10 protein-coding genes are annotated in these 17,231 nt (G+C 72.4%); 3 read left to right on the forward strand and 7 right to left on the reverse strand.

Annotated features, from left to right (window positions below):
• Positions 1-342: 342 nt before the first annotated feature.
• From WMF19_RS09255 to WMF19_RS09265, 3 genes are all read left to right on the forward strand, one after another.
• Positions 343-2,859, forward strand: coding sequence for a protein kinase domain-containing protein (locus WMF19_RS09255; protein WP_437898752.1), 2,517 nt, complete (start codon positions 343-345; stop codon positions 2,857-2,859).
• 251 nt (positions 2,860-3,110) lie between these two features.
• Complete coding sequence (locus tag WMF19_RS09260) at positions 3,111-4,736, forward strand: protein kinase domain-containing protein (RefSeq protein ID WP_437898753.1); 1,626 nt, start codon at positions 3,111-3,113, stop codon at positions 4,734-4,736.
• Positions 4,737-4,741: 5 nt separating this feature from the next.
• A complete protein-coding gene (locus WMF19_RS09265) occupies positions 4,742-6,712 on the forward strand; it encodes a protein kinase domain-containing protein (protein WP_437898754.1) in 1,971 nt (656 codons plus the stop codon).
• Positions 6,713-6,769: 57 nt separating this feature from the next.
• On the opposite strand, the gene WMF19_RS09270 is transcribed toward WMF19_RS09265, so the two are convergent.
• The 7 genes from WMF19_RS09270 to WMF19_RS09300 all read right to left on the reverse strand — a co-directional run bounded on the left by WMF19_RS09270 (position 6,770) and on the right by WMF19_RS09300 (position 16,818).
• A complete protein-coding gene (locus WMF19_RS09270) occupies positions 6,770-8,164 on the reverse strand; it encodes a hypothetical protein (protein WP_437898755.1) in 1,395 nt (464 codons plus the stop codon).
• A gap of 294 nt (positions 8,165-8,458) precedes the next feature.
• On the reverse strand, positions 8,459-9,478 hold the full coding sequence (locus WMF19_RS09275) for a tetratricopeptide repeat protein (RefSeq protein WP_437898756.1): 1,020 nt from the start codon (positions 9,476-9,478) through the stop codon (positions 8,459-8,461).
• Between the two features lie 154 nt (positions 9,479-9,632).
• Positions 9,633-11,054, reverse strand: coding sequence for a hypothetical protein (locus tag WMF19_RS09280; protein WP_437898757.1), 1,422 nt, complete (start codon positions 11,052-11,054; stop codon positions 9,633-9,635).
• A 300-nt stretch (positions 11,055-11,354) separates the two neighbouring features.
• Entirely contained in the window at positions 11,355-12,386 is a 1,032-nt protein-coding gene (locus WMF19_RS09285; protein WP_437898758.1) for a PEGA domain-containing protein, read from the reverse strand.
• Positions 12,387-12,657: 271 nt separating this feature from the next.
• Entirely contained in the window at positions 12,658-14,277 is a 1,620-nt protein-coding gene (locus WMF19_RS09290) for a protein kinase domain-containing protein (RefSeq protein ID WP_437898759.1), read from the reverse strand.
• A 344-nt stretch (positions 14,278-14,621) separates the two neighbouring features.
• The gene (locus WMF19_RS09295) at positions 14,622-16,205 is read right to left on the reverse strand and encodes a PGRS family protein (protein WP_437898760.1); all 1,584 of its coding nucleotides are present in this window, start codon (positions 16,203-16,205) and stop codon (positions 14,622-14,624) included.
• Between the two features lie 31 nt (positions 16,206-16,236).
• Complete coding sequence (locus WMF19_RS09300) at positions 16,237-16,818, reverse strand: hypothetical protein (RefSeq protein ID WP_437898761.1); 582 nt, start codon at positions 16,816-16,818, stop codon at positions 16,237-16,239.
• Between the last annotated feature and the right edge of the window lie 413 nt (positions 16,819-17,231).

Below are 17,231 nucleotides of genomic sequence, written 5' to 3' on the forward strand. Positions count from 1 at the left end.
ACGAGTGATTCGCCGGCTTTGGCGACGAGCGTGGGTCCGCGCCTGGCTGGAGCGAATCGGGCCTCTCCCTCTTTCCTCGTCGGTGTTCTTCGTGCGTTCGTCGTCGCAGGGAACGTATCGCGCCAGGGAGAACTGCTGTAGGATGCCCCGCTCAGGAGGCTGTCCCGTGGACCTGGGGACCGGATGTCACGTCGCACGGGCGCGGATGGATGACGGAGCGCGCGGCGCGAGCGCTGGGCGGTGGGGGCCTCGTGGGGGCGCCGGTGCTCGCCTCGCGCTGCTTGTCGCGGCCGTCCGTGCGCGCTCCGTGATGGGGGGGCGTGCCGCGCTTCCGGAAAGCCGATGATGCCCTCGCCGAAGAGCTCGACATTGCTCGCGTCCGGTGTGCTGATCGACAAGAAGTACCGGCTCCTGCGCCAGATCGGCGAGGGGGCGATGGGCGTCGTCTGGGCGGCGGTGAACGTGGCGACCGCCCGCGAGGTGGCGCTGAAGCTGATCCACCGGCCGGAGACCGAGTTCCGGCTGCGGCTGCAGCGCGAGGCGCGCAACAGCGGGGCGCTGCGGCACCGGAACGTCATCGACATCTACGACATGGGGGAGACCGAGGCCGGGGAGCCGTTCCTGGTGATGCAGCTGCTCACGGGGGAGACCGTGGCCGAGCTGCTCGCGCGGCGGCGTCGGCTCGACCCGCCCGTGGCGGCGTCGATCGGGCGAGACGTGGCGAGGGGGCTCGCGGCGGCGCACGCGATGCACATCATCCACCGCGATCTGAAGCCGGCGAACATCTTCCTGCACCGCGAGCCGGACATGGACGAGCCGGTGGTGAAGGTGCTCGATTTCGGGGTCGCCAAGAACCTCTCGGTCAACGACGGCCTGCACACGGTGCAGGGCGGCGCGGTGGGGTCGCCCCTCTACATGAGCCCGGAGCAGGTGAGGGCCGAGCCGAACGTCGATCACCGGGCCGACATCTGGGCGCTCGGCGTGGTGTTGTTCGAGATGCTGACGGGCATGCGCCCGTTCCAGGGGGACGCGCAGGCGGTGTTCATGGGGATCTTGACCGGCGAGATCCCCACCGTGTCCAAGTACCTGAGGCGGGTGGACCAGGGGCTCGTCGACCTGATCGCCCGCTGCATGCGCAGGGATCGCGCGGAGCGGATCGGCTCTGCGGCGGAGGTCGCGGCGCTGCTCGATCGGTACACGGAGCGCGGCGTGGGCCCGGGCAGGGACGCGGCGCTGCGGCAGTCGTCGCCGGAGGGGCGGGAGGCGCCCCCGGACGAGGACGTGGACGCCGGCTGGCAGGAGTCGCAAGGCGGCACGGTGGCGCTCGCGGCGCAACCCGGGGCGGCGCTCGCGGCGCAACCCGGGTCGGCGCTCGCGGCGCAACCCGGGTCGGCGCTTGCGGCGCAGCCTGCCTCGATGGCGCAACCCGGGTCGGCGCTTGCGGCGCAGCCTGCGTCGGTGGCGCAACCCGGGTCGGTCGTGAACCGGCCGGGGAGCGTCGAGGTGGGCGCGGGAGCGCTGCCGCTGGCGCTGCTCGGTGGGGGGCCGCGGGCCCCGCTCCCGATGCAGGAGTCGCCTGAGGCGCAGAGGTCGCCGTCGCTGGGGCCGGGGCAGGTGGCTGCGGGGCCAGCGTCGGGCATGAGCCGCGTGGCGGATGGGGGGCCAGCGTCGGGGGCCGGCCATGCGGCGGGCGCGGTTCCTCGGCGTCCGGGCAGCTCGGGCCAGCACCTGGCCGCGGCGTCCGTGGTGCGCGCCTCGCGGGAAGAGGACGTGGCGACCTTGCCCCTCACGCGGCAGAACGCGGATGCGGCCGGGCCCGCGGGGCCGCTCCCTGGGTCGGGGGCGTATTCGGCGGCGGGGCCTGCCGCCGCTGCGCCGCGGACGTCGTCGTCGGTGGCGGCGTTTGCAGCGCCGGAGCCGTCCCAGGCGAGCGCGGTGCAAGCCGCTCCGGTGCAGCCTGCGCCCGTGGCGGCGCCGCAGCAGGGCTCCTGGGCGATGACGGTGCGCATGAACGCACCGCCGATGCCCGAGGGCCGGGTGGGGCCGGGGGGCCTCGGCCCTGCTGGCGCGCTGCCGCCGGGAGGCATCGCCGCGCAGCCGAGCTGGAGCTCGGCGCCGGCCGCGAGGCTCGGCCCGGAAGCGGGCGCGAGCGCCTCGGACTCCAGGCCGGGCGGGGCCACGGCAACGGGCGCGCCGCGGCAAGCGGGAAGCTCGTCGACGACCCCGCTCGTCTCGAACCACCCGTCGGTCCACCAGGTCGGGGTGCACCAGGCCCAGGACGCTCACGAGCGGGCCCCGCACGGTGAGGAACCGAGGCGCAAGCGTACGGCCGCGACGCTCGCGATCGTGGCTGCCGCGCTGTCGCTGATCGTCGTGGGGATGCTCATCTCGCTGAGGTCGCCGGAGACATCGTCGGCCGCGCCGGAAGTGTCCGGGAGCGCGATGCCGTCGTTGGACCGAGCCGGAGACACGGTCGCCGCGCCGGAGCGCGGGGAAGCGCCGCCGCGGAACGCAGAGCCGTCGGCGCAGGAGCCCTCGGCGCCATCCGCGGAGGCGCCGCCGGGCTCCTCGGCGTTGGCGCCGCCCGTGCCGTCGGCGCCGAGCGTCCTTCCGGCGAGCAGCGCAGCCGCTGCGGCGGCGTCAGGCGGCGGAGCGGGCGCGGCGGCGCCAGGCGGCGGGGCGGGCGCGGCGGCGGGGACGGCGAGCGGCGCGAAGCCGGGCAGCTCGACGCTCGGGGCGCCTCCCGTGACATCGCAGCCTGCGACGTCGCAGCCCGCGAAGGCTGCGCCGTCCCCGGCCTCGTGCGCTCATCTCAGGTTCTTGGCGAAGAAGCAGTGCGAGGCGAAGCTCAAGAAATAGACTCGACCTCTCCGCGGCGCGGGCCGCCCCTCCCGAGGTGGCGCCACGGTCGCGCCGCGATTCCCGGGCAGCGGCGAGGCGGCGACGATCACGCGCGCTGAGCGCGCGTCTACAGCGGAGGCGTCGGAGCGGTTTTGCGCTCTGCGAGCCCGGCCGGCGGCTTTTCTTGACGGTGCGCTGCCTCACCTGCGACACTTCTTCCCAGGCACCGTCGACCTGCTGCCACGTCCGTCCTCCAGCGAGACCATCCCATGCAGTCCCCTTCGGTTCCTGCCGCGCCGCCGCCAGGTGCGCTCATTTGCGGCAAGTACCGCCTTCTCCGGCGGATCGGCGAAGGGGCGATGGGCGTCGTCTGGGCAGCGCACAACGAGGCTACCTCTCGCGAGGTCGCGCTCAAGCTGCTGGTGCGGCCCGACCCGGAGCTCCGCGTCCGGCTGCTGCGGGAGGCGCGCGCCTGCGGCGCCGTGAGCCACCGCAACATCGTCGATATCTACGATGCTGCCGAGACGGAGAACGGCGACCCGTTCCTCGTCATGCCCCTGCTCTCCGGAGAGACGCTCTCGTCCTTGCTCAAGCGCAAGCGCAAGCTGGAGATCCACGATGCCTCGCGCATCGCTCGGGACATCGCGCGCGGCCTCTCCGCCGCGCACGAGCGGGGCATCATCCACCGCGATCTGAAGCCGTCCAACATCTTTCTTCACACCGAGCCTGGCGACAGCGATGCCACCGTCAAGATACTCGACTTCGGCGTGAGCAAGTTCCTCGCGGGTCCTCAACAGGCGAGGACCGCGACAGGCATCCTCATCGGCTCGCCGGCGTACATGAGCCCGGAGCAGGTGCGGGCGCAGAGCGATATCGACACGCGCGCGGACCTCTGGGCGCTCGGCGTCGTGATGTTCGAGATGCTCACGAGCAGGCGGCCGATCCAGGGCAAGGCGCATGAGCTCCTGAGAAACGTGCTGCACGGCGACATCCCGGCGGTGTCCCAGTCCGTCTGGCAGATCGATCCCGGCCTCGATGCCCTCGTGACACAATGTCTCCAGCGCGATCGCGAGAAGAGACCGCGCTCGGCGGCCGAGGTCGCGGCGGCGCTCGAGCCGTTCGTCACGCCGCCGGCGCCGCAGCGCGTGCCCTCGAGGCCGGGGTCGTCGCCGGACCTGCGGCACGAGAGCCCGCAGCAGCTCGGGCGAGGGTCGTGGGGTGGGGCGGCTCCTGGGCGATCGCCGACGCCGGCGACCGGGACGCCGCTCCCAGCGTCCATGGCGCATCTGCAGGCCCTGCCGGGACACCCGAACACGCCGGTGTCAGGGCCTCGAGGGGCGATCGCGGCGCCGGCGCAGCCGGCGGTGGTCCCATGGCCGGCGCGGCCGGCGGCGGGCGCGTGGCCGGAGCAGCCGGCGGCGGGCGGGGGCATGACGACACCGGGGCAACCGGGGCATCGGGAGCGGATGCCGAGCAATCCTCTGCTGGGGGACCGCGGGACGCTCAAGATGTCACCGGAGCAGGCGGCCGCCTATCGATCCGCGGCCAGCGCGTCCAGCGCGTCAGCGGCTAGCGCGTCTCTGGCGCGTCCGGTCGCTCCCCTCGAGCAGGCGCTGTCGCTCGGCGGCACGGTGCCGCTCGATCCGCTCCGCGAGCTGAAGAGGCCGCCTCCTGTGCCCGCCCGCTCGCCTGTCGTGTGGATCGCGATGGCCGTGGTCGCGGCGGCGATCCTCCTAGGGATCGGCATGGCCGCGGGATATCTCTTGCGGCGCGGTGAGGTGGAGCTCCCGAGGGACCCCGGCGGAGAGCGTGCTACCTTCCGCGCCGCCCTCTCGTTTGCGATAGGTAAAGCGACCTCGCCCATCGCGGCGATGCGCCTCGACCCACCCTGCTGAGCTCGATGTCCACCTCCTTCACGCAGATCGCTGCCGGCCTGGTGATTGCCGAGAAGTACAAGCTGGTGCGGCGGCTGGGAGAGGGATCCATGGGCGTCGTGTGGGCGGCGCTCAACCTGTCCACCTCGCGTGAGGTGGCGTTGAAGCTGATTCACCGCCCGGATCCCGAGCTCCGGAGGCGCCTGCAGCGCGAAGGGCGCAATGGCGGGGCGCTGCGGCACCGCAATGTCATCGACATGTACGACATGGGGGAGACCGAGTTCGGCGAGCCCTTCCTGGTGATGCAGCTGCTCACCGGAGAGACGCTCGCGGACCTGCTCGTGCGCAGGCGGCGGCTCGACGCGGACGTGGCGGCGTCGATCGGGCGAGACGTGGCGAGGGGGCTCGCGGCGGTGCACGCGCTGCACATCGTCCACCGCGATCTGAAGCCGGCGAACATCTTCCTGCACCGCGAGGCCGACGCGGACGAGCCGGTGGTGAAGGTGCTCGATTTCGGGGTCGCGAAGAACCTCTCCGTGAATGACGGCATCCGCACGGCGACGGGGGGCGCGGTGGGATCGCCGCTCTACATGAGCCCGGAGCAGGTGAGGGCCGAGCCGAACGTCGATCACCGGGCCGATATCTGGTCGCTCGGCGTTGTGATGTTCGAGATGCTGACGGGCATGCGGCCGTTCCAGGGGGACGCGAGGGCGGTCTTCACCGGCATCCTGACGGGGGAGATGCCCAAGGTCTCCCGGTACGTGCGGCGGGTGGACCCGGGGCTCGTGGAGCTCGTGGCGCGGTGCATGGCGCGCCACCGGGACGAGCGGATCGGATCGGCGGCGGAGGTGGCGGACCTCCTCGAGGGGTACACGGCTGCGGGCGCGAGGGCGGGATTTGCCGTCGGGGGCGGGGGTGGGGGGCAGATGGCGGCCATGGAGGCGCACGCATTTCCCGGCGCGGCGGCGTCAGGGGCGCCGGTGTCACCGATGGCGAGCGGGGTGCCGCCGGCGGGGATGCCGGTGCTGCCGATGGCGAGCGGGGTGCCGCCGGCGGGGGTGCCGGTGCCGCCGGCGGGGGTGCCGGTGTCGCCGATGGCGAGCGGGGCGCCGGTGTCGCCGATGGCGAGCGGGGCGCCGGTGTCGCCGAGCGCGAGCGGGGCGCCGGAGCGGGAGTGGAACGCCGAGCTGACCCAGAGGCTCGAGCCGGAGGCCATGGCGAGCGCCGAGGCAGCGCTGGGCGCGTCGCCCGCGTGGGGCCACGGCGAGCCGGGGAAATCGACGACCGCGCCGCTCGTGTCCGGCCCTCAGGCAGGCCGAGGCGCGCAGCCGTCGCCCTGGGCAGCGCGCGCCACGCCGGTGCCTCTGCAGGCGCCGCAGACGCCGCCGCGGCGGCACGGAGGCTGGAAGCGCCTTCCTGGCCCGGCCATCGCGGCGCTCGCCGCCGGCGCGGCTGGTCTGGTCGGCGCAGCGCTCTTCGTCGTGTTGCGCTCGCCAGCGCCGACCGAGAACGCGGCCGGGATCGAGACGATGCCGGAGGCCGGGCTCGAGAGCGCCGCGAGCGCGGAAAGGCCGCCGGACCCGCCGCCTCCGCCGGCGACCGCTGCGCCGCAGGCTTCGGCGGCGGCTGAGCCGCCCAGCGTGGATGAGCCGGTGGATGCCGGTGGGGCGAACAGCGCGCCGGACGCGGGGCCGGAGGGCGTGGAGCCGGCGTCGGTGGAGCGGAGTCAGCCGGCGGTGGAGGCGCCGAATCCGCCGGCGGCGGTGTCGGCGGTCGTGGCGTCGCCACCTGCTGCGGCGCCTGCTCCGGCGCGGTCGGTCGTCGCGGCGCAGCCCCGGATTCAGCCTCCGGCGCAGCCTGCGCCTGCAGCGTCGCGGCCTGCACAGCCACCGGCGGTCCGGCGGCAACCCGCGGATCCGTGCGCGGGCAAGACAGGGTTCATGCGGACGAACTGCCTGCGGGACCAGGCGAAGAAGAAGGATCCCTACGCTCCCTGAGCGGTGTTGCGCGCGGGGGCGAGGAGGAGACGGCGGCGGGAGTCATGGCGCCGGTGCTCACCGAGACGAGAAATCCAGGAGCATGCTGGCCTGACCCGCACCGCCCTCATGGCCGACATCGCTGCCAGCGCCGCCTGCGCCGGGCACGCCCAGTTGGACCATGACGCCATCGAGGGACGGGACGGTGTCCGGCGTGCCCAGGAAGGCGATGGCGAGGGAATGGCCGCCCTGACCGCCGCCTCCCCGGCCGCCGGAGCCTCCCTGGCCTCCCTGCCCGCCGCGGCATCCTTCGACCACATCACTGCCCCGACCCATCCCGCCCGGCCCTCCATACGCGCCAGGTCCGCCGTCCTGGCCGCCGGCGCCGTCGCCGCCGTTGCCACCTTTACGGGCGATCAGCCGGACACCGTCACGGAACGTGAGTGTTGCGTTGACGCTCACCAGGGCGATGCTCGACCCGCCGGGAGAGCCACCCCTGCCGCCAGCACCGCCGCAGCCACCCGTGCCGCCGTTGCCGCCGCTGGCGCCGCCGCGGGTGCCAACAGGGCATTGGGTGCTCTCGCGGGTGCCGCCGCCACCCCCGCCGCCCTGGGCCGTCTTCCCGCGTTGGCCGTCGCCGCCGGACAACCCGGCGTAGCCGGCGCTGGAGAGCTGGCCGATGCCGTGTGCCCCTGCGCCCGGTGCGCCGTCCTCACCCGCTCTGCCTGTCTGGCCCTGGGTACACCCTCTGCTTTCGGCAACGTATGCGCCAGCGTTGGGATTGTCCTCCCCACCGGGAGAACCGCTGCCGCCATCGGTCGCGCGGTCCTCGAGGCCACGCCCGCCCCTCCCGCCGATCGAGTCGTCGGAGGTGTCCGCAGTACCGCACGTATCGGGCTGCGGCGGGGCAATGGATACGTCGTTTGCCGAGCATGCAGCGTTCCCCCGGGTGCCTTGGGGGAGTCGCGCGGGTTGCGGAGGAGGGGCCGCCCCCGGGGCACCGGGCGCCGCATCGCCCGCCTCGAAGGTGCACCGCGCCAGGTCGACGGCGCAGCGCTCGGCGATCGCTGCGATGGCGGAGGTCCCCGCGCTGTCCGGATCGATCGCTGGAGCGATGACATGAAGATTCGCCAGGCGCACGGTCTCGCCTTCGGCGCGCATGGCCAGGGGCACAACCCCGGGCGGCGCCGTGAGGGTGGTCTCGTTCGCCTCCCCCCATTGCCAGGCTGCGTCGCAATCGAGGCCACCGTAGAGGCTCACCCCCGCCGTGACGGTGAGCGATTCGTTGAACGTCTGGGCGCACGCGTACACGCGCCGCGCCGCCTTGTCCTCGATCTGCGCGGCGCGCTGGATGGCGTCCGCGAGCGTCTTCACCGGTGCACCCGGGCTCCCGTCACCCCCGTCGCTCGCCGTGGCCGACACGAACACGCCGCAGGCCGCGTCCGCGGTCCAGGTCCGCCCGTCGCTGGGCACGCACCCTACGGGCGTCAGCCCTCCCCCTGCACCCCCGGTCCCCGCAGCACCTCCGCTCACTGCTGCGCCGCCGGCCCCCGCGCCGCCGGAACCTGCCCCACCGCCGGTTCCTGCTCCGTCTGTCTCTCCACCCATCCCGCGCCCGCCACCGCATTGATGCAGTTCGCTACAGTCGGGTCCGAGGCAGCTCGCCGCCGGGAGCGCTGCTGCCATCGAGGCCAGGGCCAGCACCGAGGCTCTACGCGCACCAAGCCGTATTGCCCTCTGGGTCCGTCGGTTCATGGGTTCCTCGGCTCAGAACACGCCGCCGGCGACGAGTCCGCCGCCACCGGGCATCACGAGCGGAAAGAGATGCACCTGCTGCTCAGGCTTGCTCGGCGCTGCAGCAAGCCAGGTGTAGCCGAGCGTCCCCACCGCGCTCGCGCCTGCGCCGATGAAGCTCCAGAGCGCCAGGTTGCTGAAAAGATACTGGTCGTCGACCAGCGAGCGCAGCTTGCTGCACTGCTGCGTCTGTTCGCTGCCAGTGGGGTTCGCGCAGTTGACGGTGACGGGTCCGCCCTCCAGGGCGTCGATCACGCTCTTCTGCCGCCTCGCATCGCTCGCTTTGCTGTTGGCGACGAGCGTGAACACGACGCCCGCAAGCGCTCCGGCGCCAGTCGCGACCCCGCCGCCAATGAGCGCGGCCATGTTCACGTCGCTCCTGGCGACGTGGACGGCATCGCCCGAGGGGCGCGCCGATCCCGCCCCCGGTGCGGGGGCGGGCGCCAGAACGATGGAGAGGCGCTCTTTCACGCCTTCGCTCAACTGGATCGTCCTCGTCACCGGAGCCTGCCCAGACACGGTCGCGACGACCGTGTGCTCGCCGGGGTCGCGTTCCACCGGCACGGTCTGAACGACCCGCTCGCCGTCCAGCGTCAGCTCTACTGCGCTCGGCGCCGCGCCCGTGACCGCGATCTCCAAAGTCGGGATGCGTGACGCGAGCGCGGCGAACTCGACACGGGCGTCCGCCCGGGCCTGCTGGAACTCCTGCGGAGCGCTGGCCTCGATCGGCTCGTCCACGACACGCTGGTAGAGCGAGCGCGCCTCGAGCAGGCGGCCGAGCCGCTCGCAGGAGCGCGCCGCGAACAGCAGGAACGGCGGCGCGTGCACCTGTGCGTCCGCGTCGCGGAAGGCTGCGAGCGCCTCCTCGTAGCGGCCGGCCTTGAAGAGCTCCCAGGCCTTGTCGGCGAGGGCTCGGGCCGCCGCCTTGGTTTGCGCGGTCGACGGGGCCGGCTGGGAGATCGCGGTGGCCGGCATGGCCGGGAGCGCGAGCACGAGGAGCAGACCCAGGGGGAGTCGTCGGCGGGCTCTCATGGCGAAGACGTGCATGGGGGCCGTGGGCGGTCGAGTTGAGTTTCAGCGTGTTGCCGAGGGCGGCCGGATCTGTGCGCGGGCGAGGGCAGACCGAGGCGGAAATGCCGGCGGGGTATCACGGCCCTGGCGCAGGCGGTGAAACCCCGAAATCCAGGAGCGGGAGCGCTAGCCCCGCGTCGCCGTCGTGCGCGACGTCGCTGCCTTCGCCGCCGTCGCCGGCCGCGCCGAACTCGATTGTGACGCCGTCGAGCGACGGGACGGTGTCCGGCGTACCCAGGAAGGCGATGCCGAGGGAATGGCCGCCCTGACCGCCGCCGCCGTTGCCGCCGTTGCCGCCGTTGCCTCCCCGCCCGCCGCCACAGGCATCACGAACGGAATTGTTGGGACCAAAATTCTGACCCTCCCCGCCCGCCCCGCCGTTCCCTCCCAACCCGCCGTTCTGGCCGGCGGCGCCGTCGCCGCCCCTGCCGCCATCGCCGGCGATGAGGCGGACCTCATGGAACGTGAGTCTTGCGTTGAGGCTCAGCAGCGCAATGCTCGACCCCCCTGGAGCGCCGCCCTTGCCGCCTGCACCGCCGCAGCCGCCTGCGCCGCCGTTGCCGCCGCTCGCGCCGCCATCGTTGGTCCCCGGGCATTCGGTACTCCCGCGGGAGCCACCCCCGCCCCCGCCGCCCTGGGCGGTCTTCCCGCGCTGGCCATCACCGCCGGGTTTACCGGCGTAGCCGGTGCTGGAGAGCTGGCCGACACCGCGTGCCCCTGCGCCAGCTATGCCAAGATCGCCGTCGCTGCCCCTCCTGCCTGCGCTGCACGTCGCGGTTGAACTATTGTATCCCCCGGCGTTGTCGTTGTTCTTCTCGTCTGGATAGCCGATGTCACCGGAGGTCCCGCGGTTATCGAAACCATTTCCTCCCCGACCGCCGCGCGAGTCGTCGGTGGTATCCACGGTGGTGCCGCAACCATTCGTCTCCGGCAGTGCTGTTCCAACCGCAGCTGCCGAGCAAGCGGGATTGCCTGCGATGCCGTCGGGCGCCTGGTCGCGCGGAGGGGGAGGTGCGGCCCCCGAGGTCCCGGGCGCCGCATCCCCTGCCTCGAGCACACACCGGACCAGGTCGACCTTGGAGTGATCGGCGATCGCTGCGATGGCGGAGGTCCCCGCGTCCTCCTCGGCGATCGGCGGAGCGATGATATGGAGATCCTCCAGGTGCACCGCCCCACCGACGACGCGCATCGTCAGCGGCACGGCTCCGGGCGTCGCCCTCAGCGTGGTCTTCGGTTGATCCCCCCACCGCCAGTTCGCGGCGCAATCGAGCGCGCCAAAGACGGTCACGCTCGAAGCCACCGTGAGCGTTTCCTGGAACTCCTCGGCGCACGCGTACACGCGCCGCGCGCTCTCGTCCTCGATCTGAGCGGCGAGCGCGATGGCCTCGGCAAGCGTCTTCACCGGTGCCTGGGGCGTCCCGTTCCCGCCGTCGCTCGCCGTGGCCGACACGAACACGCCGCAGCGCGCGTCCGCGGTCCAGCCCTGGTCGCTGGGCACGCACACCAGGGGCGGCGGCCCTCCCCCTGCACCCCCGCTCCCCCCAGCACCTCCGCTCCCGCCCGCGCCCCCGCTCCCCGCGGCGCCTCCGGTCCCCCCGACGCCCGTGCCTCCTGCTCCCCCTGCGCCGCCCTGATTCGGTTCACAGCTCATGGGCTTGTGCTCGCAATCGTCCTGGGGCGGGAACGGGAAACAGCCCGCCGGAGCGAGGCTGGCGGCCATCGGGCCGAGGACGAACAGCGCGGCGGTACGAGCAATCCGAGGCATCAGCCATCCTCCATCATCTTCAGGTCACCGTCGTCAGAACACCCCGCCCACCGCGAGCCCCACGTCGTTGATTCCCACCGTGGGCGTCACCTGCACGGGGGCCTTGGGGGTGCTCACGAAGGCATAAAGCAGCGTCCCGAGGCCAACCGTCCCGGCTCCAGCGAAGCTCCAGAACGCCACATTGCTGTACAGCCGCTTCTCGTCGACCGCCTGGCCTTGCTGTGTACACGCCGCTGGTGCGGGCCGGGCGGTGCACGGATTCCTACCTCCGGCGAGCAGCGCAATCTTCTGCGTTTCCGCATCTCCGGCCCTGTTGTTCGCGAGCACCGTGAAGAGCACGCCTGCCGCGGCGCCAACGCCGGTTGCGATGCCACCCCCGACGAGCACGGCCGTCCTCATACCCCCCTGCGGTACCCCGGGCGCCGGCAAGACGCTCGTTTCAATGCCAGCACGCCTCGCGTCCGGCGTCGGCGGGCGCTGCAGCTTGATGGCCACCGTCTCCGTGCCCCCCGCGGTCGCTTCGACCGACTGCGCCTGCGACACATACCCGTCGAGCTTCGCTCCGACCTCATGCCGTCCCGGATCGAGGAACACGGGATCCGCGAGCGGCGCTCGCCCGACGATCGCCCCGTCGACCGTCACCTCGGCGCCGCCTGGCGCGACCTCCACGGTGACGGCCGCGACCTGCGCCCGCGCCTCCTGCAGCGACGCCTCCGCGCGCTGCCGCTCCTGGACCTTCGTCGCGGGGGCCTCGCGGAGGTAGCGCGTGAGGTACTCGGCCGCGTCGCGCGGCTTGCCCACCCGGAGGCAGGCCACGCCGAGGTTCGAGGCGATCTGGTAGTGCGGCTTGAGCCCCCACGCCGCGAGGAACGCCGCGTGCGCATCGGCCCACTTCCCCGCGTTGGCCGCTTTCACCCCGTCTGCGAAGAGCTGGCGCGCCCTGTCCGTCAGCGCGTCGCTCTCCTGCGCCTCGGCCCGAGGGGGCGCCGGCTGCGCCGCGGCGGCGGGCGCCAGCAAGGCGATGGCAACGCTCATGGTCCACAGCAGCGGGCGTTTCGTCGTCATGATAGGTCGGGCGTTGCTTCAGGGAGCTGCGTCGGGAGCAAGGGAAGGGTACAGCAGCACCTTGCCTACCCTGGAGCTCGAACCGTACCTCTTCTGTGCGATCAGGGAAGCATTTGATGGTCCCGTTTCATACAGAGCGTGATGGTGCAGCAGCTCCGCAGCGTCCCGCGGCCGTTCCTGCGTCGCAGGGGGCGTTGACGCGTGGCTTCACGCGCGGAAGGGCACGCGCCCGGGGCACCGGCGGCGGCTGCTTCCGTCCTTGAGCTCGTCCTCAGATCCCCCACCTTGGCTTCGCTTCCTTCGAGGGCTGCGGCGGCGGGCTGCGGGGGGATGGCTGCAGCGGTCGTCGCTGAGGGGCGGGGCTGTCGGCCGTCGGGCGGCTCCGAGGTTGCTCGCCGCTCTCTGCTGGGTACGGGCTGGGCTCGACCGTCGGCGTGTTCGTAGGACGGGCAGCCGGGGCGCCGGCGCCGGCGGGGGCTGGAGCGTGGGGCTCGGCAGCTGGCGCGCTGGGTGGCGTGGGGGGCTGCGCGGAGGGTGTTGCAGTGGGGTCCGGGCCAGCGTCCATCACCGGCGCGGATGGCTCGACGAGAGGCGCAGCGGTCGATGGCGGCGAGGGGCGCATCGCGGGGTTGTCGGACGGCGTTTCGCCGGTGGCCTGCCCCGGACCGGAGGCCGCGAGCTCGGCGGTCGCCGGGGCACCTGCGGAGGAGGGAGGCTCACCTTGCTGGCCAAAGCGCGCTCCCAGGGTCACGCCGATCCCGCTGACGGTGGCCGCTGCTCCCGCGACGAGGATCCATGTCGTCCACGCGAAGGAGCGGCGTCCGCCGGACGGCCTGGCGGGATCGATCGTGCCGGTCAGCGTGCCCGCCGAGACGGCCGCCGTCAGCGGCGCCGGTGACGGCGCGAGCGGCCCGGCGGGCGTCGTGCCGCCCGGCCCCGGGGGCATCCCAGGCAGGGGCGTCCCCATGCCCGGAACGAATCCGGTGGGAGACGGGTGGAACGGTCCGTGCGCGTCGGACACGGAGGACGCGAACCGCGGCGCGCCCGCGATGCGCGCGAACTCGTCGACCAGCTCGCGGACGGTCTGGAACCGGTGGGCCCGATCGCGCGCCAGCGCCCGGTGGAAGAAGGCGTCGATGGTCGGGGGCAGGCCGGGGGCGAGCTGGGTCGCGGAGGGGATCGGGGCGACGAGGATCCTGGTCATGACCTGCGCGAGCACATCGCCGGGGAACGGGAGGTATCCCGTGACCATGCGGAACAGGATGACCCCGAGCGCCCAGAGGTCGCTGCGCGCGTCGACGTCGCGCTCGGCGCGGAGCTGCTCCGGGCTCATGTAGTGGGGCGAGCCCATGACCTCGCCGGTCGTGGAGGCATCGGCGACGAGCTTCGAGGTGGTCTCCTTGGCGATGCCGAAGTCGAGGAGCTTCACCATGTCCTCGTCCTCGCCGTCGACGCGCGCGAGGAAGAGGTTGGCGGGCTTGAGGTCGCGATGGACGAGGCCGGCGTCGTGCGCGCTGCGCAGGGCCTTGCCGGTCTGGGCGAGGATGCGATGCGCCTCCAGCAGCGGGAGGCGGCCGCGCCGCAGGAGGCGCGCGTTGAGGTCCTCGCCCTGGAGGAGCTCCATGACGAGGTAGGGGACGCCCTCGTGAATGCCGAAGTCCTGCACCTTGACGACGTGCGGGGTCCTGAGCTGGGCGGCCGCGCGCGCCTCGCGCTCGAAGCGGGTGCGAAACGCGGGAGAGCTGGCGTAGGCCGGGTCCATGAACTTGACGGCGACCGGCGTGCCGAGCTGGAGGTGGTGCGCGACCCAGACCGAGCCCATGCCGCCGCGGGAGAGCGGGCGCTCGAGGCGGTACTTGTCGATGAGGACGGAGCCGGCGCCGAGGTGCATGGGCGGGAGTTCGAGAGGAGGGAAGAGGCTAGCGGATCCGGAGGCGGGGGAGGAAGAGGATGAGGGCGAGCGGGGGTGGATCGGGTGGCGGCGGTTGGGGGATGGCGGCACGGGCAGGCGGTGATGGGGTGCCGACCGGGGTTCTCCTGATGAGGGCATGGCGGACGGAAGCTCGGGCGCGCGGCCGATGCTGAGGTTAGGGGTGCTGACAGCGTGGCTGCGCTCGACTTGGCGGAGCGGTGATGTCTCGGGAAGCGGGCCGCGCCGAGCGACGCCGCTGGCGCGACCGCGGGGCCATCGGGGGAGCGCGAGACGCACGAGGGGCCATCGATGGGGCCATGGCGTCACGGGGAGGCGAAATCGAGCGTCGGCGCCTTGACTCCGGGGGCGCCGTCGCCCTCGTTTCCGTCCCCCTCGCCGCCGAGGCCGGGCTCGCCGAGCTCGAACTGGAGATCGTTCGCGTCCATGGGCGGCGGCGTGCCGCGAAAGGCGATGCCGATGGAGTGACCGCCGCGGCCGCCGCCGCCGCGACCGCCCTGACCGCCGCTGCCGCCGCGGCCGCCGTTGCAGGCGTTGCCAAGGTTGGAGGCGCCCGATAGCGCCTTGCCGCCCTCACCGCCGGCACCGCCGGTGCCGCCGGGCTGTCCTGGAGCGCCGTTGCCTCCCTTGCCTCCGCTGCCTGTCTTTAGGATGACGTCGTGGAGCTGTAGAGTGGAGTCAAGGCTGATGAGCGCGATGCTCGCGCCGCCGGCGGAACCCCCGGGGCCGCCCTTGCCACCGCAGCCGCCGGCGCCGCCCGAGCCGCCGCTGGGGCCGCCGACTCCTTTGGCATTGGGGTCGGGGCAGGAACGCCCGGGGTTGGGAGTGTTGGGAACACCGCGAGCGCCGCCACCGCCGCCGCCACCCTGCGCCTTGGCTCCGGGTAGGCCGGAATCGCCGGCTTTGCCGGTATACCCACCTTGTGCGAGGCTGCCGAGGGCCGTGCCCCCGGTGCCTGGCTTGCCGGGCATGCCATCTGCGCCAGCGTTGCCGGGGAGGCAGAGAGTTCCCCCTGCCGTCTGCCCGGCTCCGCCATTGGCCGAGCCACCCGGTGTGCCATCACCGCCGTTGCTACCGCTGTTCGGTTGTCCTGCTCCGCCAACGCCGCTGATGGAGACCTCGCCCCCATCTTTGCAGTCGTTGAATTGCTCGGCACCGCCGGCGGTAATAGAGGCCATGCACCCACCTTCACCTGGATTCCCATCGCTCCCGCCCGTGGCCTTGTCCGAGTCCTGGCGTTGATCGGCGCCAGGTGCAGCATCACTTGCCTCAATCGTGCAGCGCGCCAGCGAGACGGTGACACCATCGGCCACGGCTGCGATGGACGACGCTCCAGACGTCAGAATGGATTCAGCAAGGACATGCACGTCCTCCATCCTAACTGAGCCGCCCCCATGCATCGTGAGAGGGATGGTCCCAGCCTCGGCCGTCAGCGTCGTCCGTTTCTGTTCGCCGATCCATTGCCAGCCGTTCTCGCAGTCGAGTCCACCAAACAGCGTCACATCTGCCTGGATCTCGACCTTCTCTTCGAACGTCTCGGCGCAGGCATACACGTTCTTCTTCGTGGCATCGGGGAGGGCGGTCGCGAGGGCGATGGCTTTTCCCAACGATTTCACCGCCGCGTCCGGCGTCCCGGCGTTCTCATCGTCTGCATCGAGCCTCACGAACACGCCGCACGTCGCGTCCGCCTTCTTCCACCCTTCGCCCTCTCCTGGCACACACTGCGGCGGCGGATCGGGCCGCCCTCCTACTGTTCCGCTGGAGCCGCTGGAGCCAGCTTCCAACGCCTGTGCCGCCACCTCCTCGTCGCTGTCGCATCGAGCCCCCAGGGACCCTACGGCCATCGTTCCCAGGAAGATCAAAGCAGCAACATGGGTGCGGCGACGCATAGTACGGCCTTCTCCTTCGACGTTGGTGAGCTCAAAACCTTCCGCTCAACGAAACCCCGGCTGTGCCGGGGCCGATGAGCGGCGTCACGCGTGTGCCCTGGACCGGATTCGGAGGCTCAGGCTCCTTCGTCACCAGTCCGTAGACCAGTGTACCGACCCCGATCGCTCCGCCTGCGACAAGACTCCCGAATGCGATGTTGCTGAAGTGGATCTCGTCGAGCACCGCGTCCTTAAGATCCCTACACTTCGCAACATCCCCATCGGGACACCGACGCTCGCCGTTCCAGCGAGTGCTCAGCTCATTCCTGACCTCTTCCGCGTGATCGGCTCGATTGCCGGTGAGCACCGCGAAGACCACGCCCGTCACGATGCCGGCGCCCGCCACGACCCCGCCCGCTACGAGCAACGGCGTCCGCGGCTCAATTGGCGTCTGCAAGTTGCTGCGCGGCGTCCTCGCTGCCGGAGACGGAGACGTGCCTGGGCGCCCCTTCACGGTCGGGGCAGGCACCCGCTTGTCTTCCGGCCGCTCATCGGTCGGCAGCGCATCGAGCGCGGCCTGATCGATCTTGACCTGTTCCCTCGCTCCCTCGGTCAGGTGAACCGTCTTGGTCAAGGGACGGCGCCCGGGCGTGCGGACGACCAGGGGGTGATCGCCGGGATCGCGCTGCACAGGGGTAGCAAGCTGGATGGGGAGGCCATCGAGCGTCAACTCCAGCCCGGCAGGAACGGTCCCCCGTGACGGTGATTTCCACGGTCGGGGTGCGTGCTTCCAGCTCGGCGAGCTCCTTCATCGCGCTGGCTTTCGCCTCCGCGAAAGCAGACGGAGCACCGGGCGCGAGCTTCTCGTCCACGACGAGCCGATACACATCGCGCGCCTCGAGGAGGCGGCCCAGCTGGACGTAGCAGCGCGCCACCATGAGCAGGAACGGGGACGCGTGCGCTTTCGCCTCGGCCTGACGAAACACGAGGAGCGCCTCGGCGTATCGCTGCGCCTCGTAGTGGGCCCATCCCTGCTCGGCGAGCGCG

Source organism: Sorangium sp. So ce124 (assembly GCF_051525235.1).
In the GTDB taxonomy this organism is placed as follows: Bacteria; Myxococcota_A; Polyangia; order Polyangiales; family Polyangiaceae; genus Sorangium; species Sorangium atrum.

Bases quoted from the DNA above. Each gene is read 5' to 3' on its own strand.
- WMF19_RS09255 (WP_437898752.1), top strand. From the start codon at position 343: ATGATGCCCTCGCCGAAGAGCTCGACATTGCTCGCGTCCGGTGTGCTG.
- WMF19_RS09260 (WP_437898753.1), top strand. From the start codon at position 3,111: ATGCAGTCCCCTTCGGTTCCTGCCGCGCCGCCGCCAGGTGCGCTCATT.
- WMF19_RS09265 (WP_437898754.1), top strand. From the start codon at position 4,742: ATGTCCACCTCCTTCACGCAGATCGCTGCCGGCCTGGTGATTGCCGAG.
- WMF19_RS09285 (WP_437898758.1), bottom strand. From the start codon at position 12,386: ATGACGACGAAACGCCCGCTGCTGTGGACCATGAGCGTTGCCATCGCC.
- WMF19_RS09290 (WP_437898759.1), bottom strand. From the start codon at position 14,277: ATGCACCTCGGCGCCGGCTCCGTCCTCATCGACAAGTACCGCCTCGAG.
- WMF19_RS09295 (WP_437898760.1), bottom strand. From the start codon at position 16,205: ATGCGTCGCCGCACCCATGTTGCTGCTTTGATCTTCCTGGGAACGATG.